This is a genomic window from Ruegeria sp. CH8, from assembly GCF_056536985.1.
Genome location: NZ_JBQFQR010000003.1, coordinates 115,027 through 134,614, shown reverse-complemented (window position 1 = coordinate 134,614; position 19,588 = coordinate 115,027). Strand labels below are relative to the sequence as shown.

General features: G+C 55.2%; 16 protein-coding genes. 11 read left to right on the top strand and 5 right to left on the bottom strand.

Going from position 1 to position 19,588, the window contains the following annotated elements:
• Positions 1–73 precede the first annotated feature (73 nt).
• Positions 74–427 (top strand): hydroxyisourate hydrolase, encoded by a 354-nt coding sequence (gene uraH, locus ACR0ER_RS04400; RefSeq protein WP_480767889.1) that lies wholly within the window; start codon positions 74–76, stop codon positions 425–427.
• Between the two features lie 5 nt (positions 428–432).
• Here the strand turns inward: uraH and ACR0ER_RS04395 are convergent, their stop codons facing one another.
• On the bottom strand, positions 433–1,353 hold the full coding sequence (locus ACR0ER_RS04395; RefSeq protein ID WP_480767888.1) for a LysR family transcriptional regulator: 921 nt from the start codon (positions 1,351–1,353) through the stop codon (positions 433–435).
• A gap of 101 nt (positions 1,354–1,454) precedes the next feature.
• Between ACR0ER_RS04395 and ACR0ER_RS04390 the strand changes: the two genes are divergently transcribed.
• Positions 1,455–2,687, top strand: a complete 1,233-nt coding sequence (locus ACR0ER_RS04390; RefSeq protein WP_480767887.1) for a urate hydroxylase PuuD — start codon at positions 1,455–1,457, stop codon at positions 2,685–2,687.
• Positions 2,688–2,753: 66 nt separating this feature from the next.
• Here the strand turns inward: ACR0ER_RS04390 and ACR0ER_RS04385 are convergent, their stop codons facing one another.
• Positions 2,754–3,656, bottom strand: coding sequence for a LysR family transcriptional regulator (locus tag ACR0ER_RS04385; protein ID WP_170329338.1), 903 nt, complete (start codon positions 3,654–3,656; stop codon positions 2,754–2,756).
• 153 nt (positions 3,657–3,809) lie between these two features.
• Here ACR0ER_RS04385 and xdhA point away from each other — a divergent pair, with 153 nt between their 5' ends.
• The 5 genes from xdhA (at position 3,810) to guaD (ending at position 11,536) form a co-directional block, all read left to right on the top strand.
• A complete protein-coding gene (gene xdhA / locus ACR0ER_RS04380; RefSeq protein ID WP_480767886.1) occupies positions 3,810–5,273 on the top strand; it encodes a xanthine dehydrogenase small subunit in 1,464 nt (487 codons plus the stop codon).
• Positions 5,274–5,288: 15 nt separating this feature from the next.
• A complete protein-coding gene (gene xdhB, locus ACR0ER_RS04375; RefSeq protein WP_480767885.1) occupies positions 5,289–7,607 on the top strand; it encodes a xanthine dehydrogenase molybdopterin binding subunit in 2,319 nt (772 codons plus the stop codon).
• A 3-nt stretch (positions 7,608–7,610) separates the two neighbouring features.
• Positions 7,611–8,489: a xanthine dehydrogenase accessory protein XdhC gene (gene xdhC, locus ACR0ER_RS04370; protein WP_480767884.1), complete on the top strand. Its 879-nt coding sequence runs from the start codon at positions 7,611–7,613 to the stop codon at positions 8,487–8,489.
• Between the two features lie 43 nt (positions 8,490–8,532).
• Positions 8,533–10,134 carry a xanthine/uracil/vitamin C permease gene (locus ACR0ER_RS04365; RefSeq protein WP_480767883.1) on the top strand — a complete coding sequence of 534 codons (1,602 nt, stop codon included), beginning with the start codon at positions 8,533–8,535 and terminating at the stop codon, positions 10,132–10,134.
• A 64-nt stretch (positions 10,135–10,198) separates the two neighbouring features.
• Positions 10,199–11,536, top strand: a complete 1,338-nt coding sequence (guaD, locus tag ACR0ER_RS04360; protein WP_480767882.1) for a guanine deaminase — start codon at positions 10,199–10,201, stop codon at positions 11,534–11,536.
• Positions 11,537–12,292: 756 nt separating this feature from the next.
• Here the strand turns inward: guaD and ACR0ER_RS04355 are convergent.
• The 3 genes from ACR0ER_RS04355 to thyX form a co-directional block, all read right to left on the bottom strand.
• Positions 12,293–12,817: a dihydrofolate reductase gene (locus tag ACR0ER_RS04355; protein ID WP_480767881.1), complete on the bottom strand. Its 525-nt coding sequence runs from the start codon at positions 12,815–12,817 to the stop codon at positions 12,293–12,295.
• Between the two features lie 3 nt (positions 12,818–12,820).
• The gene (locus ACR0ER_RS04350) at positions 12,821–13,654 is read right to left on the bottom strand and encodes a thymidylate synthase (protein ID WP_480767880.1); all 834 of its coding nucleotides are present in this window, start codon (positions 13,652–13,654) and stop codon (positions 12,821–12,823) included.
• A 126-nt stretch (positions 13,655–13,780) separates the two neighbouring features.
• Positions 13,781–14,554, bottom strand: coding sequence for an FAD-dependent thymidylate synthase (thyX, locus tag ACR0ER_RS04345; protein ID WP_480767879.1), 774 nt, complete (start codon positions 14,552–14,554; stop codon positions 13,781–13,783).
• Between the two features lie 176 nt (positions 14,555–14,730).
• Here thyX and ACR0ER_RS04340 point away from each other — a divergent pair, with 176 nt between their 5' ends.
• The 4 genes from ACR0ER_RS04340 (at position 14,731) to ACR0ER_RS04325 (ending at position 19,586) form a co-directional block, all read left to right on the top strand.
• On the top strand, positions 14,731–15,159 hold the full coding sequence (locus tag ACR0ER_RS04340) for a VOC family protein (RefSeq protein WP_480767878.1): 429 nt from the start codon (positions 14,731–14,733) through the stop codon (positions 15,157–15,159).
• Positions 15,156–15,896, top strand: coding sequence for a DUF1194 domain-containing protein (locus ACR0ER_RS04335; RefSeq protein WP_480767877.1), 741 nt, complete (start codon positions 15,156–15,158; stop codon positions 15,894–15,896). Before ACR0ER_RS04340 ends, ACR0ER_RS04335 begins: the two co-directional genes overlap by 4 nt.
• Before the next feature lie 353 nt (positions 15,897–16,249).
• Positions 16,250–19,003, top strand: coding sequence for a class I SAM-dependent DNA methyltransferase (locus ACR0ER_RS04330; protein ID WP_480767876.1), 2,754 nt, complete (start codon positions 16,250–16,252; stop codon positions 19,001–19,003).
• A 70-nt stretch (positions 19,004–19,073) separates the two neighbouring features.
• Entirely contained in the window at positions 19,074–19,586 is a 513-nt protein-coding gene (locus tag ACR0ER_RS04325; RefSeq protein ID WP_480767875.1) for a hypothetical protein, read from the top strand.
• Positions 19,587–19,588 lie beyond the last annotated feature (2 nt).

Genomic DNA, 19,588 nt, shown 5'->3' with positions numbered 1-19,588 from the left:
CCTTAGGACAGACACCCTTTGCCACTTGCACGGTTATCGGAATACTAAATTAAAAACTTGAGGAATGCTTCTAATGACCGGCTATCTTACGACACATGTACTGGATACGGCGCGGGGATGCCCCGCCGAAGGCTTGAAAATAGATCTGTTTCGGATTGAAGGTACAAAGCGCACAATACTGAAATCCCTAGTCACCAATGCAGACGGGCGCACCGATGAGCAGATTCTGCCCGCAGCCGAGTTTACAACTGGCGAATACGAGCTGGTTTTCTACGCCGGAGAATATCTTGATGCTTCGGGCACACCACACGAAGAACCACGGTTTCTGGACGTGATCCCGATCCGCTTCGGGATGTCCGAGCACTCGCACTACCATGTGCCACTGCTTCTGTCGCCGTTTGGATTTTCAACCTATCGCGGCAGCTGAGGCCCCTACCAGGACGTGTTTGCTGCTGCAATCGAAGAGCCAATGCGTTCTATTACAAATTCCATGAAAAGTCGCGTTTTGGGATCCTGCATGCGGCGGTGCGTAAACAGGCACGCCATTTGTATCGGTTCCGGTGGTGTCTTTCGCGCCACCGGAACCAAGTTTCCAGCCTTGAGGTGCTGAGCAATCTCGAATATCGGCTTCATTGCAATGCCATGACCGGCCAGCGCCCAGTCCGTCAGCACGTCGCCATCGTCTGACTCATAGCGCCCCGAGACGCGGAACCGTTTTGGACCGGTATCTGTTCTAAGCAGCCATTGAAATTCGGTCGCTCCAGGAAAGCGAAGGTTTAGGCACTCATGCGAATCGGCGATAATTTCCTCGCCACTTTCAGGCATCCCACGTTTTTTGATGTATTTCGGGGATGCACAAAGAACTCTTTCCACATCTGCAATCTTTCGGATGCGCAAATTGCTGTCCTCTGGCTGACCCAGAAAAAAGGCCAGGTCCAGGCCTTCGGTCGTCAGATCCACCTTTCGATCAGTCAATCGAAGCCTGACACTCACTTCAGGGTATTCAGCGAGAAACTTTGGCACCTGAGGCGCAATCAATCGCCGGCCGACACCCAATGGCGCCGCAACGTAGAGCGAACCCTTAAGGTTCTCAGTAATGTTGACAATTTGCGCTTCTGCGCGATCGACCGCTTCAAGAATGTCTGCCGCCCCGCGATAAAACGATTTTCCTTGCTCAGTCGGCGTGAGGCTGCGCGTAGTACGTTGAAAAAGACGTACGCCAAGGTGCTCTTCCAGTTGTGATATTCGCGCCGACGTTACCGCCGGTGAAACCCGCAAGTCACGGCCCGCAGCGGACATACTGCCCAATTCGTAGACCCGGACAAAGGTTCTGATGTTATCAAGATATGACATTTTTTTGCATTTTTTGATACTGCTTGGTCTTTACCAGCAATACCAGAACAAAACAGTCTCGCCTAGAGTGCAGGCAACTATAGAAACTTAGGAGCAATGCCATGTATGATCTGGCCGTAATGTGGGAGTGGATCGCTTTTTCGGTCCGCTGGCTGCATGTGATCACCGCGATGGCGTGGATTGGCGCGTCATTCTACTTTATCGCGCTGGACCTCATGCTAAAGCCGAACCCAGCCCTGCCGGACGGGGCCTACGGCGAAGAATGGGAAGTGCATGGGGGCGGGTTCTACCACACCGTCAAATACCTTGTGGCACCAGCCCGGATGCCTGAACACCTGACCTGGCATAAATGGCAGAGCTATACGACGTGGCTCTCTGGTGCGGCACTGCTCATGATTATCTACTGGGTCGGCGGCGAGTTGTTCCTGCTTGATCCAACAAAAGTGGACCTCGCCTTGTGGCAGGGGATCCTGATCTCTGGCGGATCGCTGACTATTGGCTGGCTGCTCTACGATCAGATGTGCAAATCCAAGCTGAGCGATCACCCGACAGTTCTGATGCTGCTGCTGTTCGTGATTCTCGTAATTATGTCATGGGGTTACAATCAGATCTTCACGGGCCGCGCCGCACTTTTACATCTTGGTGCCTTCACCGCGACGATCATGACCGCCAACGTGTTCTTTCAGATCATGCCAAACCAGCGGATTGTAGTTGAAGATCTCAAAGCAGGCCGGACGCCTGATGCCAAATACGGCAAAATCGCCAAAGTGCGCTCTACTCACAACAACTATCTGACTTTGCCAGTCGTGTTCCTGATGCTGTCGAACCACTATCCACTGGCTTTCGGCACAGAGTATTCGTGGATCATCGCCAGCCTGATCTTCCTGACTGGTGTCACCATCCGTCACTACTTCAACACGATGCACGCAACCGGAAAAGGTCCGCACTGGACTTGGGCTGTCACGGTTCTGCTGATGGTCGTGATCGCGTGGTTGTCTTCGGTAAGGCCAACTGAGACATGGGAGGACGCCGAAGCACGCGAATTGACCCCTTATGAGCAGAAATTTGCTTCGGCTGCGGGATTCGAAGAAGCCTACGACACAGTCCTGGGCAATTGCTCTATGTGCCATGCACGCGAACCGGTGTATGGCACGATGAAATGGGCTCCGAAACAGGTTTATCTTGAAACACCCGGTGATGTGGCGCGCCAAGCTGACCAGATCTATCTGCAGGCCGGAATCAGCCACGCAATGCCGCCCCCATCGGCGGTTCAAATGGATGAAGAAGCGCGCCAGACGATCATCGCGTGGGTGCGTGAAGTTAGGCAACAATAGACCCCTTCCATCAGAAGCATGACAGATAAACTGGGTTCCCTCGCCCAGTTTTTTGTTCTCTGAGGGCTACGCAAAAATCCGTTTACTGCGCTGCGCTATATGTTCGACGAACAGACGCACCTTTGGGTCCTGAAGTTTTTTGTGCGGGTAGAGACACCCAAAAATTGTCGGCAATGGCGGCGTATCCGGCAAGACCTCTATCAACCGGCCAGCCTCCAGATGCTCCCGCACATCGAAACGCGGTTTGTTGACGATCCCCTTGCCCGCCAATGCCCAGTCCGTCAGCACGTCGCCGTCATCCGCGTCGTACTTTCCGCGGACTTCAAGTTTTCGCGGCCCCATATCGGTCTGTAGCATCCAGAAATATTCAGGCGATCTGGGATAACGCAACAGAAGGCAGTTATGCGGCGTATGCAACAAATCACCCGGCGTCTTGGGCACACCAAAATTCGACAAGTAATCCGGTGAGGCGCACAACACGCGATCACAATCCGCGAATTTCCGCAGCTTCATCGTGGAATCGCCAGGCTCTCCGATGAAGAACGCTATATCCAGACCGTCGGCCAGAATGTCTACCTTACGGTCGGACAGGCGCATGCGAATCTCGGTTTCCGGGTAGCGGTCTGAAAACTCAGGGACCAACGGCGCAACGATTCTGCGCCCAACGCCCAGTGGCGCGGTGATACGGATTGCACCACGCGGGGCATCTGAAAAGCTGGCTACTCGCGCTTCGGCATGGTCCAGTGCCAGTAAAACAGCCTTGGCCTCGTCATAAAAGACGGTTCCCACTTCGGTCGGTGTCATCGACCGGGTCGTTCTGTTGAAAAGACGCACGCCCAGATGGTTCTCCAACTCTTTCAATCGCTTGCTGGCCACTGCGGGCGTCAACCGCAAATCACGCCCTCCGGACGTGATACTGCCCAGCTCCATCACTCTGACAAAGACCCGCAGACTTTCGATGTAAGACATTCAGTCCTCCCTGTGCGGAAAGACTGCGCCATGGATCTCTCTTTTTCAACGTTCCGTTGAAAGTATTTGCTGTTTGCGGCGATTTTCCGACTCAATCTTTACTTTTATGGTCCCGGTGACCCCCACCGGAAGGCAGGGCAGAGGGAGAATTTCATGACGCATCGCACCGACATCCAGTTTGTCCTGAATGGCAGGGATGTTTCCGTTCCAAATTTATCGGCTGACCAAACACTTCTGGATTTTTTGCGGCTGGAGCGCCGCCTGACAGGCACTAAGGAAGGCTGCGCCGAAGGCGACTGCGGCGCATGCACCGTACTTGTCGGACGGCTTGGCGGCGCTGGCCTGACCTACGTCCCCGTGAATGCGTGTATCCGGTTTCTGGCCTCTGTCGATGGGTGTCATGTCGTAACCGTCGAACATCTGTCTGGCCCCGACGGTCGTCTGCACCCGGTGCAACAGGCCATGATCGACCATCACGGCAGCCAATGTGGGTTCTGCACCCCTGGGTTCGTGATGGCGCTGTATGCCCTTTGGATGCAAACACCCGAACCATCTGAGGCGCAGGTTGAAACCGCGCTGCAAGGCAACCTGTGCCGCTGCACCGGATATCAACCAATCATTCGCGCCGCCGTCGCTGTCAGTCGCTATGGTACCCCGGCATCGGATCACCTGAATACCGAACGAGATGCCATGACCGCGCGTCTGGCGGCCTTCAAAGACGGACGGCGTGTTGTATCCGGACCCAAAGATAGCCTGAGCATCCTCCCGTCCAATGTCGATGATCTTGCCGAGTGTCTGCAAGCCTATCCAAATGCCACGATCGTTGCCGGCGCCACGGATGTCGGTCTTTGGGTCACCAAGTTCCTGCGCAACATCGGGCCCGCTATTTTCACGGGTCACCTCGAAGACCTGAAAACCGTCAAAAGACAGGGGTCCCTCCTCCTGATTGGTGCTGGCGCCAGCTACACCGATTGCCAAGATCTCCTGTCAGAGCACTTGCCACACCTGTCCTCCTACTGGGATCGCATCGCAGGGTGGCAGGTGCGGAATATGGGAACCGTCGGAGGGAACATCGCCAACGGGTCCCCCATCGGAGATACGCCGCCGGTTCTTATTGCCCTTGGTGCGGAAATCACTCTGCGGCGGGGCACAGAATGCCGGACGCTGCCATTGAATGAGTTCTTCATCGACTACGGCAAGCAGGACCGCCAACCTGATGAGTTTGTCACAAGCATCCATGTCCCTCTGCCGGGGCCTAACGATCTGGACGCGGCGTACAAGATTTCGAAGCGTCGTGACGAGGACATCTCCTCAGTGGCTGTCGGCATCCACATGACAATCGAAGAAGGTACCATCAGCAATGCGCGCATCGCATTTGGTGGCATGGCCGCCACGCCGAAGCGTGCATCGGCTGCCGAGGCGGCGCTCAATGGTCGGCTCTGGTCGCGCGAGAGTTTTGAAGCCGCTGCCCTAGCACTGCCGCAGGATTTCTCGCCTCTGACCGATTGGCGGGCGTCATCTGACTATCGGATGCTGACTGCGCAAAACCTGCTGCGCCGGTTCTTCCTTGAAAACGACGCCCAAACCGACACCCCCGTTCAACTGGCTTATGCCTGATCAGGAGACGCAACAATGAAAGATATCGTTTCCATCATGGGATCGGCCCACACCAACGTGAAGCATGACAGTGCGATCAAGCACGTTACTGGACAGGCCGACTATACCGACGACGTTACATTACCCGAAGGCGCGCTGCACGCGTATCTCGGTGTTTCTGACGTCGCGCACGCCAAGCTTTTGGACATTGATTTTTCCGAGGTTTTGACCACACCCGGTGTAGTCGGGGTGATGACTGCGGATGACGTACCGGGTGTCAATGATATCAGCCCGACCCACCTGAACGACGAACCGGTTTTCCCGACCGATGCCATTCAGTTTCATGGCCAGCCTCTGTTCGCCGTGGTTGCTGAAACCCGCGACATTGCGCGCCGCGCTGCAGAGTTGGCAAAGATCGACTACGAAACCCTGTCCCACGCGCTGGACCCAATTGCCGCGCAAGAAGCCGGGTACCCGCATGTCACGCCCCCCCTCAAGCTGGAGCGCGGTGACGTCGCCCCCGCACAAGCCGCTGCACCCAACCGGATCAAGGGCCGGATGAGCGTTGGCGGGCAGGATCATATGTACCTCGAAGGGCACATTGCCTTTGCCGTTCCGGGTGAAGACGATGATGTTGTCATACATTGTTCCACTCAGCACCCGTCCGAGGCGCAGCATATGGTGGCGCATGTTCTTGGCGTGCCGTCCAATGCCGTAGTCGTCAATGTGCGCCGAATGGGCGGTGGATTTGGCGGCAAGGAAAGCCAGATGAACCTGTTCTGCGCCGTTGCCGCCATGGCTGCCAAAAAGTGGAACCGCGCCGTCAAAATCCGCCCCGACCGGGATCAAGATATGACGGCGACCGGTAAACGCCATGACTTCGTGATCGATTATGATGTCGCCTTTGACGACGATGGCCGAATTCAGGCGGTTGAAGGCAGCTTTGCTGCGCGTTGCGGGTTTTCGGCAGACCTTTCGGGTCCAGTGACCGACCGCGCGCTTTTCCATGCGGACAACGCCTATTTCTATCCGAATGTGCGCCTGAACAGCCATCCGATGAAAACCAACACAGTGTCGAATACCGCGTTCCGCGGGTTTGGCGGACCGCAAGGCGTGATCGCGGCAGAACGGATGATCGAAGAAATCGCTTATGCCACCGGGCAAGACCCGCTGGATGTGCGCAAGGCCAATTTCTACGGCACCGAGGACCGCAACATAACCCCGTATCACCAAGAGGTCGAAGACAGCATTCTCGACCGGCTGGTTGGAGAGTTGGAAGAAACCTCGGAGTACCGCCAGCGCCGACAGGACATCATCGCGTTCAACAAGACGTCACTGATCCTGAAGAAAGGCATCGCGCTGACACCCGTCAAGTTCGGCATTTCCTTCACCGCGACCTGGTACAATCAGGCTGGTGCCTTGGTTCATGTCTACAATGACGGCTCGATTCACCTGAACCACGGCGGCACCGAAATGGGGCAAGGTCTGAACACCAAAGTTGCGCAGGTCGTGGCCGAGGCCTTTCAGGTTGATTTCAACCGTATCAAGATCACCAAGACAACCACCGAGAAGGTTCCCAATACCTCAGCGACAGCGGCCTCCAGCGGGACGGACCTGAATGGGATGGCGGCATTGAATGCGGTCGAGCAAATCAAATCGCGTCTGGTCGAATTTGCAGCTGAGAAGTGGAATGTTGCCCCTGCCGACGTAGTCTTCCACGCCAATCAGGTCCATATCGGGCAAGAGATCCTGCCCTTCGATGCATTCATCAAGCAGGCCTATCTGGCGCGTGTGCAATTGTCTGCGGCCGGGTTTTACAAGACCCCGAAAATCCACTGGGACCGGGCCAAGGGTCAGGGGCGCCCGTTCTACTATTACGCATATGGTGCGTCGTGCTCGGAAGTGACGATTGACACTCTGACCGGCGAGTACCGAGTGGACCGTACAGATGTGTTGCATGACGTCGGGCGTTCCCTGAACCCGGTGCTCGACAAGGGGCAGGTCGAAGGTGCCTTTATTCAGGGCATGGGATGGCTGACCACCGAAGAGCTGTGGTGGGATGATGCTGGCCGTCTGCGCACCCATGCGCCGTCGACCTACAAGATCCCGCTCGCGTCGGACCGTCCGCGTATCTTCAATGTGAATCTTGCCGACTGGTCGGAAAATCGCGAGCTGACCATCAAACGTTCTAAAGCTGTTGGTGAGCCGCCGTTTATGCTGGGTATTTCGGTGTTCGAGGCCCTGTCCATGGCCGTAGCCTCGGTTGCCGACTATCGGGAATGCCCGCGCCTTGACGCGCCAGCGACGCCCGAGCGTGTCCTGATGGCCGTCTCGCGGCTGCAAGAGGGGCCCTGAGCCATGACTGTCGCCGGTTCCCTGAATGAATTTCTGTCCAAGCAGCACAGCGTGATCCGCGTCGAGCTGGCGCGCGTGCGCGGGTCGTCGCCGCGCAATGAAGGGACTGAAATGTTCGTGGCACCAGGAGCGTTGTGGGGCACCATTGGCGGTGGACAGTTGGAGTTCATGGCCATCAACGCCGCGCGGGATATGTTGCGCGATGGTGCGCTGCACCAGGATCTGGATATCCCCCTTGGTCCTGAAATTGGGCAATGCTGTGGGGGCCGGGTCGAATTGCACCTGACGCGCATGCGTGCGTCAGACAAATGGGCGGCAACAGAACGCGCCGCGCGGCGGGATGAGGCCTTGCCCCATGTATACGTGATGGGTGCGGGTCATGTGGGGCGTGCGCTTGCCAATCAGCTTCAGCACCTGCCAGTGCGCTGCATCCTTATCGACACACGGCCAGAGGAAATCGAACTTTGCACGGCAAATGTCGAAACCCGGGTGAGCGCAATTCCCGAAGCCGACATTTGGAGCGCGCCCGCAGGCAGCGCCTTTATCGTTCTGACCCACGATCATGGGCTGGATTTCCTGCTGACTTCAGCAGCGCTGGAACGTCGGGACGCCGCTTATGTGGGGATGATCGGATCCGCTACCAAGCGGGTAAAGCTCAGAAACTGGGCGCACAAAAACTGTGACGGACAGTCTATCGAACACTTGAATTGCCCCATTGGGGCAAGCGGTAGCCGCGATAAGCGGCCCAGCATCATCGCCGCCTTCGTGGTGGCCGAAGTGATGGCTGATTTGACCTCTGAAACTGCCGCGACCGCCCCGACCGGGGCAAACCAGGCGCCCCTTGTGGGCCACCATCGCGACCGGAAAGGGAGAACGGCCTGACATCTGTCGGGCAATTCCGGTCAAATCAGAGGAGGAGACCGTCATGGACGGGAGGACCTACGAATACAAGCTGTTTACCCGCAGCGATTTCAGCGCTTTCTGGGCGCTTTTTACGGACAACCTTGTAAACTTGCTGATCCTGTCCGGGGTCTGTCAGTTCGTGTTCCAGATGCCAGCGGACATCGTCTTTGGCCGCATCGTCCCAGGTGCCGCTATCGCGATCTTGGCCGGTGTCGCGGTTTACGCATACCTCGCCAAATATGCGGCGAACAAACGGGGTGAAGATGTAACCGCCTTGCCCTACGGCATCTCGACGCCGGTTATGTTCGTCTACCTGTTTGGCGTGATCGGTCCGATCTACTGGGCCACCAACGACCCGATGCTAGCTTGGCAAGTGGGCATCGGTGCTGGGTTCATGGGCGGCATCGTCGCGGCTTTGGGTGCCTTCGTTGGACCATACCTCAAGCGGATCACACCCCGCGCCGGGATGTTGGGCACGCTATGCGGCATCGCATTGGTCTTCATCGGCTCGGTGCCTCTGGCCGAAGTCTTTGAAAACCCCATCATCGGCTTTACGTCGCTACTGTTTATCCTTTGGGGTCTGATCGGTCGGTTCCGCCTTCCGGGCAACGTCCCTGCCGGTCTGGTCGCGATTGCTGCCGGTACCGTTATTGCCCTTGTTCTTGGTGAAGCCGAAATTGACACAAGCGGCCTCGGCTTTTACCCGCCAATTCCCTACATTGGAGATCTCATCGCGGGTGTTCAGTACCTGTTTGCCAATCCCGAACTCTTTCTGGTTCTGATCCCGGTTCAAATCTACAACTTCATCGAAACGATGAACAACGTGGAATCGGCCGAGGCGGCAGGAGACCACTATCCGGTCGGCGTGTGTCAGGTGACGGATGGCGCGGGCACCATGTTGGGTGCTCTTTTTGGCTCGCCTTTCCCAACCACAGTCTACATTGGTCATCCCGCCTACAAACGGCTTGATGCACATGCCGGGTACATCGTCGGCGTGGCCGTCGTAATCGCTGCAGCTGCCTTCCTCGGTTTTCTGTCTTTTCTTGCCGGCCTGATCCCGATTGCTGCTGCAGCCCCTGTATTGGTCTTTGTCTCGGTAAGCCTGATCACCAATACCGCCTGGGCTGTGAAGCCAATGCACATGGCTGCGGTGTCTTTTGCGATCCTGCCCCATATCTCGGCCTTTCTGATGGTCAAATGGGGGTCACTGATGAACGCATTGCGCAGTAGCGGTGTCGAAGGGTTGCCTTCGCTTGGTGACGAAGGCTTGACCGCGGCACTTCTCATGGAGGGCGCCCACTACGAAGGGCATCTTGCCCTGAGCCAGGGTGCAATCATCACAGGCCTGATCTGGGGCGCCATTGTGGCGGACGTGATTGATGGCCGTTTCCGGATGGCCGGTGCGTTTGCTTTCGCTGGCGGACTGATGTCTTCGGTCGGTGTTATCCATTCGTACACACTGCAGATGCCTCAATTCGACGGGATCACCGTCGGTTACTTGATCATTGGCGCATTCCTCTACGTCTACCCGATGTTCGCCCCCAAAGAGGATCTCGAACATCGTGTTATCGTACCGGATGAGCCTGATCTGATCGACGAAGACTCTCCGGCGCAACAGGCCTGATCAACAGCGGGGCAGCCGCATAGCTGCCCCCTACCCTTTCCCTAACTTACGCACGAGACCTTTCATGACACAGAGATTGCTTCGCGGTCGTCTGCTGACCTTCCATCGCGAACCCCTGAACGGCGAAGACACCGGTGCCTATACCTATCTCGAGGACGGCGCCCTGCTGATCCGGGACGGAATAATCCAGGAAACGGGACCCTTTGCTGAGGTGAGTGCAACTTCCGGCGATGTCCCGGTGACGGACCATAGACCACATCTGATGATGGCTGGCTTCATCGACACGCATATCCACTTTCCACAGGTACAGGTGATCGCCTCATGGGGCGCGCAGCTTCTGGACTGGCTGAATAACTACACCTTCCCGGAAGAAACCCGATTTGCCTCGTATCAACACAGTGCACTGATGGCGCGGGCATTCTTCGATCAACTCATCACCCATGGCACGACCACCGCGGTTGCCTTTTGCTCGGTCCACAAGACTTCGGCAGACGCTTTCTTTACCGAGGCGACCGGACGGAACATGCGGATGCTTGGCGGCAAGGTCCTGATGGACCGTAATGCACCCGAAGGTCTGCAGGATACGCCGCAAACCGGGTACGATGACACCAAAGCGCTAATCGCGGACTGGCACGGCAAGGGCCGCAACGGCTATGTCATCACCCCTCGGTTCGCGATCACGTCAACGCCGGAACAGATGGCAATGGCACAGGCTTTAGCGCAAGAGCATCCGGATTGTCACATCCAGACACATCTGTCGGAAAACAAGGATGAGATTGCCTTTACCAAGCAGCTTTATCCGCAAGCACGTGATTATCTGGACGTCTACCAGTCTTATGGCCTGCTGGGCCAAAAGACCTTGCTTGGGCATTCCATCCACCTGGAACCGCGCGAGATCGACGCGCTGGCAGAAACAGGCGCGCATCCTGTATTTTGCCCGACCTCGAATCTGTTCCTTGGCAGCGGCTTGTTTGATCATGAGGGGCTGAGCGCAAGCGGTATATCAAGTGGGATCGCCACAGACGTTGGTGCAGGCACCAGTTACTCGATGCTGCAGACCCTCAATGAAGGTTACAAGATTCTACAGTTGCAAGGGTCGGCTCTGCATCCCCTGCAAGCGTTTCACTGGGCAACACGCGGAAATGCCTGCGCTCTTGGCCTGGAAGATAAAATCGGTAATCTCGACCCCGGAACCGAGGCAGATGTCGTGGTGCTAAATGCCCGCAGTACAGCCGCCATGGCGCTGCGTATGGATCGCGTTGGAAGTCTCGCAGAAGAATTGTTTGTCCTGCAGATGATGGGTGATGATCGCGCGATTGAAGAAGTCTACGTTTCAGGAACACCGAGCAAGATTGCCTCAGAACAAACCACCTGGAATGATGATGTACAAATCGTTTTGTAGTTGGGCCTGTAACAAGGGCATCTGCTGTAACTTTTGACCATTGATCTGCCTGTCGTTGGCCCTAGGTCGACGGTCGGCAGTACGAATGATGCGACAAACTTAAGGGGGTCAATGGTTGATTGCACAAGTTTTGGTTTCGCGGGTACGGAGCCCGTGCTGCCGTCAAAATTGACCACCTGCATGAGTACTCTTTCAGTGTTCATCGTCCGGGGTTTTCGGGCAGATGGCGTCCTAACCTAAGAGAGGGTCTGGCCCATCTGGCTGCTTTGACCATGCAGCAGATTTTCTGTGAAGCAAGACGCGGGTTTGAGGTTTTACAAACACTCATTGTATCGCTGGTAATTATAGTGATCGACAAAAGCGTCGATCATTTTCTTGAGATGATCAACGGTGTCCACTGAACCAGTTTGTCACCGCTGGTCAGGTCAGCCGATTGCATCGTCGTCCGGGCACTCGTTAGCAGCCTGCCAATGGTAGATTGGTGGCGTGCCCCATTTGTTTTGGAACACTTTGCAAAGTCTGCTTTCTGCGCATAGCCGCCGTTATCAGCCACCAGTGCCGGAGCGGCAGCGTAGGTCTTCTTGGTGGCTTCCCTGTGTCTTATAAGGGCCCGGATCTTGCCCAAGAGAACGAACGGCTTCGACGAGAGACCCGCATTCTCAAGGAGGAGAGGGATACTCTAAAAAATGCGGCAGCCTTCTTCGCGAGCCACAAGCCATGAGAAAGGAGAAAACGCTTTCCGTTATTTCTGATTAATCAGCTAAGGACGTTTGCCTCCCCTGCATCCATATGCATTGGCTGAGATCCACGCCTTAGGTACTCGTGCAAACTACACTTGGGCCCGTCTGACCGCAGTAGCCGCTTGTTGATCAAACGCCAGGAATCCAGATCAAAACTGGGAAAAAATGTATCGGCATCTCCAACCTGAATTTCGACCTCGGAAATCATCAACCTATCCGCTAGTGGGATCATCTCTTCATAAATCCGCGCTCCGCCGATGCCATAGATTCGATCATATCCCGCATCGGAGGCAGTCTGAATGGCTGCGGACACCGAGGGGGTCACGATATCCGCGGCATCAGATTGCGAAGATACAACGATATTTAGGCGCTTTGGCAGTGGTTTTACCGGAAGGCTTTCCCAGGTGTTACGTCCCATTATCAGCGCACCGCCAAGCGTTTCCCGCTGAAAGGACTTCAAGTCCTCGGGAAGATGCCAGGGGATATCGCCATTTCGGCCGATTGCGCTATTTTTGGCACGCGCCACGATCAACGTAATCATTGCCTAGACCGCCACTGGCGCGTGGATCGCGGGTTCGGGATCATAGTTAACGATCTCAAAGTCTTCGTAGCGGAAATCAAATATAGACGGCACATCGCGTTTAATGCGAATAGTTGGCAGCCTCTTCGGCTTGCGAGTGAGCTGCAATTTCACCTGATCCATATGGTTGGAGTATATGTGGGCATCGCCAATAGTGTGCACAAAATCACCCGCTTCGTAACCAGTAACATGAGCGAGCATCACAAGAAGTAATGCATAGGATGCAATGTTGAATGGAACGCCAAGGAACATGTCGGCTGACCGCTGGTAGAGTTGAAGGTGCATGCGACCGTTCAAGACCCGAACTTGCCAGATTGTATGGCAAGGAGGGAGTGCCATGCGCGGAACATCTCCGGGATTCCATGCAGAGACAATGAGGCGGCGACTATCCGGTGCGGACTTTATCGTTTCGACTAGCTGCGTGATCTGGTCAACTCCCCTTCCAAAGTAAAGGGGTTCACCATCCTTCACCTGCCCGGTCGGTTGAAGTGTGGGGAAAGCTCGCCATTGATGGCCATATACAGGACCCAGATCACCATTTTCGTCAGCCCATTCGTCCCAAATCGTAACACCATTATCGTTCAAATATTTGATGTTGGTGTCGCCGGCCAGGAACCACAAGAGTTCGTGAATAATTGAGCGCAGGTGTAGCTTCTTGGTAGTTACCAAGGGAAAACCTTCCGCCAACCGATAGCGCGACTGCAAACCGAATAACGAGATTGTACCCGTACCCGTGCGGTCGGTTGATTCTTCACCACATTCCAAAATGGCGTTCAATGCATCTAGATACTGCTTCAACTGTGCCCTCGTCTTTCTTTCTGCAGCTTGGACGTCATCGCCTCATAGCTAATACCATGGCGCAATCACATCGACGTTCTCTCAGACCTAATCTCGGATCGAGATCTGTCTATGAAGCGCGGTAAATCAAACAGAATCTAGCCGCCCCACCCATCCTCGTTTGAAAAAACCTGTCATTACGGAAATGGGGAATAAGTCTCTCATTTTTTCACAAATTGCTGATTTAAAACCATTTATCACAAAATAGGAAATTCTAACATCACCTAAAATCTTCCAGTACCACTGGGAGTAGATATTCGCGGGCAGGTTCATTCGCGCCAATTCACGCGCCAGCCCCTGCTGACCATCCTGACTGATCATCGCCTCGTAATTGTCATAGCACCGCGCACTGTCGGCCTTGAGCATCTCAAGAACACGCGCGGCCTCTTCCCCTCGCAGCGAGTCGCCACGGCCCTGGTTGTTCACCTCGGACTGCGCGGCCACGTGATCGGGTGCCGGAATGTAGAACTCGCGGTCCAATATCGAGCAGCGCGCGGAGTATTCGTTCACATTCGCCGTGCGGTGACGAATCCATTGCCGGGCCACGAACACGGGCAGTTTGACGTGCAGCTTGATCTCGCACATCTCAAACGGTGTTGAGCGCCAGTGCCGCATCAGATAGCGGATCAGGCCCTCATCGTTGTGCACCGATATTGTGCCTTTGCCGTAGGACACCTGTGCCGCCTGACAGATCGCCGCGTCATCACCCATATAGTCGATCACACGCACATAACCGTGATCCAGAACTTGATGGACAGTGTAGAGGTGCTCTTCCATACCCGCAGCAACAACGCGGCGCGTTTGATGCGATAGCGCCCGTTGCGCTTCGATCTCGGCCAGTTGATCAGAGGACAGCGGCATGAAACTTCCTTTCCAGCAATGAGTCGCCCACCACTATATATCGGCAACATACTGACCGGAACCGCGATATGTGCGATCATTTCCGCAATTTTCAAATTGTGTCCCCGCTGCCCCTCGACTTGCTTAACCGGCGCGCTAAGCTGCTGCGCATCACCTGAACAGAAAGGAAGCCACACATGGGGCTGAGATATCTTCACACCATGATCCGCGTGAAGGATCTGGAGAAGTCGATGGCGTTTTTTGAGCTGCTGGGCTTGAAGGAGACCCGCCGCTATGACAGCGAGTCGGGGCGGTTCTCGCTGATCTTCATGGCGCCTCCGGGACAAGAGGATCGACCGATCGAACTGACCCACAACTGGGACGGAGACGATGCGCTGCCCAGTGACAGCCGCCATTTTGGGCACCTGGCCTACGGTGTTGATAACATCTACGAAACCTGCCAGCACCTGCAGGACAATGGCGTCTTGATCAATCGCCCGCCGCGCGATGGCCGCATGGCGTTTGTGCGGTCCCCCGACAATATCTCGGTCGAGCTGCTGCAGAACGGTGACGCGTTGGAACCCGCAGAACCCTGGGCCAGCATGGAAAGCACCGGTCACTGGTGATCCGCTGGCTGACAGCGCTGGGGCTTGCCGTTTTGGCAAGCCCGCTTCGGGCCGAAACCTGCCGCCTGGCCCTGGCTTTGGCCATGGATATATCAACCTCGGTAGATGCCACGGAAGACGCCCTGCAACGGCAGGGGTTGGCTGCCGCTCTGGTCGCGCCCGAAGTCACCGAGGCGTTCTTTTCCTCACCCATGCCAGTTGCGCTGGCCGTTTATGAATGGAGCGGACGTTCCACGCAGCGCATCATTCTGAACTGGACGATGATCAACACGCAGGCCGACCTGCTGGCAGCGGCAGCGACCGTACAGCAATCGGTTCGATCCGACAGCGGTTCAGCCACGGCGATGGGACATGCGCTGGCCTTTGGCGCAACCCTGATGCAGCAGGCCCCGCCTTGTTTGTTTCAAACCATTGATCTGTCGGGGGATGGATCGAACAATGACGGCTACGGCCCGGACTCGGCCTATCGGCACTTTCCCTTTCAGAACACGGTCGTCAACGGGCTGGTCATCAATGCCGCCGATTTCGAGGGAGAGTTGTACTTGATCCCTTTTTTCGAGAACAACGTCCTGCACGGTCCCGGCGCTTTTCTGGAAGTCGCGCAGGGGTTCGAGGATTTTGAACGCGCCATGCGGCGCAAGTTGGAACGGGAGCTGAAGGGACTGCAAATAGGCGCGCTTATGGACGACATCAAAGGTATGCAGAGATTGTCCCTGCCCGCCGCCCCTGATCAGTAGATATACCGGATCTGCGCCTGGAATGACTCAAAAATTTGATTTAATTTGTACTTTTGAGCGTAGGACACAATACAGGTCCTTACTGTGTCCTAGTTTGCGTTCCTTGAGACCTTGAAAAACCACTTAATTGGTGGGGCACATACTTGCGGTAAACACCACAGTTTTTGATCTCACCCCACCCCCTGGATACCCCCAAATCCATTCTGGCACGAAGGAGCACGACCCCTCGACAACATGGTAAATTTTTTCGCCGGTGTTAATGGCAATTTACGCGACGCACGAAGCGGCTGACGCTTGTCCCTTGGTGTCTCATGTGAGTAGGTTGAGAAAAACCGGCCAACAGGACGCAAAAGTTGAACGCAGTTGAAATCGAACAGGCCATCACAGAACTGGCCGAACAGGCATTTGATCCGAGCGAGTTTCCCTTCGCTTTCCTAACAGCGTTTGGGAACAAGCCTCCGACAATCAAGAGACTGCGCAGCGGTACGTCGAACAAGTCGGATGTCGGTGGTGTCCTCCAAACCAACAACATCCATATGAAGGTTGCAGCTCGGGGGATGGTTGCGACCGTGCTGCAAGAGTTACGTGGCAGCTCTGCCACGCAGAACAAACGGCATAAGGTCCGGTTCCTACTGGCGACCGACGGAGACCAGTTCGAAGCTGAGGACCTGACAACAGGCGAGACCGTTGCTTGTAACTATCGCGATTTCCCTGATCACTTCGGGTTCTTTCTGCCGCTGGCCGGTATCAGCACGGTCAAGCAGATCAGAGACAGCGCGTTCGACATCCGGGCCACGTCGCGACTGAACCGCTTGTACGTCACTTTGCTTCAAGACAATCCAGACTGGAGCGATGAAGCGCGCCGTCATGACATGAACCACTTCATGGCCCGCTTGATCTTCTGCTTCTTTGCCGAAGACACCAATATTTTTGCCGAAGACGATCTGTTCACTTCCACGATCGCGCAGATGAGCGAAAGGGACAGCGGCAACACCCATGAGGTCATCAGCAAAATCTTCCAAGCGATGGATACACCGATCGCTGATAGAGAGGGTGCCGATCTGCCTCGGTGGGCGGCGAAGTTTCCCTACGTAAACGGGGGATTGTTTGCGGGCAATACCGACGCTCCGCATTTCAGTCGAATTGCGCAGCGGTACCTTTTGCACATTGGCAATCTAGATTGGACACAGATTAATCCTGACATATTCGGGTCGATGATCCAGGCCGTCGCAGATGAGGAGGAACGCTCCAAGCTGGGGATGCACTATACCTCAGTCCCGAACATACTGAGGGTGCTGAACCCGCTCTTCCTTGATGATCTGCGGAAACACGTCGACCTTGCGGGAAACAGCCCCGTCAAGTTGCTGAACCTGCGCAAAAGGATGTCCAATATTCGCGTCTTCGACCCAGCCTGCGGGTCGGGCAACTTTCTGGTGATCGCCTACAAACAGATGCGCGAGATTGAGGCAGAGATCAACAAACGAAGAGGCGAGGAGGGGCGCGAGAGCGATATCTCGATCCAGAACTTCCGAGGCATCGAACTGCGAGATTTCTCAGCCGAGATAGCCCGTTTGGCTCTGATCATCGCCGAGTATCAAGCCGATGTGATGTTCCGAGGCCCCAAGGTGGCACGGGACACCTTCTTGCCACTGGATGCGAAGAACTGGATTACTTGCGGCAACGCCCTGCGGCTGGACTGGTTGGACGTATGTCCACCTACCGGAAAGTCTGTGAAACTCACCTCAGAAGACCTCTTCGACATACCGCTGGATCAGGCTGAGATCGACTTCGAGAATGAGGGCGGCGAAACATATATCTGCGGAAACCCGCCTTATGTTGGACGAAAGTACCAATCTCCAGAGCAAAAATCCGAGCTAAAACACGTTTTTCGAGGCAGAGCTAAGGATATTCTGGCACTGGACTACGTGTCTGGCTGGTTTATGAAGGCTGCTGACTACATGGCTGTAACTGAGACAGACACGGCTTTTGTTTCAACGAACTCAATCTGCCAAGGGGTGCAGGTATCTGGGCTTTGGCCAACACTTTTTTCTGAAGGCGTGTCCATTTCCTTCGCGTTCAGGTCATTCAAGTGGTCAAACTTGGCCAGCCACAACGCGGGTGTCACCGTCTCCATAATAGGGCTGACCAAGTCTAAGGGGCTACGAAGGCTGTTTCTCGATGACGGAGACCAAGGTATCGCAATGCGGGAAGTCGGCAACATAAATGCCTACCTGGTCGCTGCGGACAACGTTTTCGCCAAGCCGATAAACAAGGTCAGAGATAACAGAACGCCGATGCAGTTTGGTAATCACCCTTACTATGCAAATGCTCTGATACTAACACCTGGTGAAGCGCGGAATTTTGTTCATGAGAACGCTAAATCGGCGTCATTCGTTCGTCCACTTTATGGTTCAAAGGAGTTCATATCTGGCACGCCACGCTACTGCATTTGGATTGAAGATGATCGACTAGACGAAGCCAGAAGTCTACCAGATATCGCGAATAGAATGGACAAGGTCAGAGAGGCAAGGCTGTCAAAAACGAAGGATGGTCAGGCTCTGAAATTGGCTGACCATCCCCATCGCTTCCGCGACCAGCACAGTGCAAAGAATGGTATGTTGGTAGTGCCTATAGTCAGTTCCGAGAACCGTGAATATCTACCTGTTGGCGTCGCTAGTCCTGAGGCCATCGTTCACAATAAAGCGTTCGCCCTTTACGACGCTCCTCTCTGGAACATGGCAATGATTGCTTCGCGCATCCATTGGGTCTGGATTGGCACAGTTTGCGTAAGAATGAGAACCGATTTTTCCTACTCCAACACCCTCGGGTGGAATACATTCCCTGTCCCCAAACTCACTGAAAAGAACAAGGCTGACCTGACACGGTGCGCCGAGGATATTCTGCTGGCTCGCGAGGCGCATTTCCCCGCTACCATCGCTGACCTCTACGCCCCTGACGCCATGCCCGATGACCTCCGATCCGCCCACGACCGCAACGATGAAACGCTTGAGCGCATCTATATTGGCAGACGCTTTAAGAACGACACTGAACGCCTTGAGAAGCTGTTCGAGCTGTACACCAAAATGACAACCAAGGTGATTTTTTAAGATGGTCAGGAGGAGCGCTCATGAACGGACGAACAGATACGGGAAAACATTTTCAGTCCGTGAGCACGAGATGCGCTGGGGCGCGAACCCGCGTCTGTCTTGGAAGGGCGAACAAGCCTACGTCAACGGTTCGATCGTCTATCGAATGACCTGTCCCAGATGCCGGAAGCCAGTTTTCTTTTACAGAAACGAGAACGGCAGCCGTGTGTTCTTTGATGCGCTTGGCAAACCTTGGCCCAAACATGGTTGTATGCAGGGCGGCCGCAAGTTGCGCATCAGCACTAAAGGCGTGATGCCCGTTACCCGCGATATGCTGATGCCGGAGGCAGATGATAAACTCGACGCAAAGCCTGTTTTGGACATGGACGCTTTAAAACAACTTAGCCGCCCGAGCAAAAAACAAAGAGCATTGCGCAACAAAGCGCAGGAGCAGCTTGAGAAGCAAAAGAAAAACGAAGCCAAGAGGAAACGAAATCTCGAGGCCAACAAGGCTCGTTGGGAAGCGGAAGGCGCTCCCGCAAAGAAACCCAAGAAGCAAAAACCGTTCAAGGTAGAGATCAAGAAGGCGAAGAAGAGGAACTAACG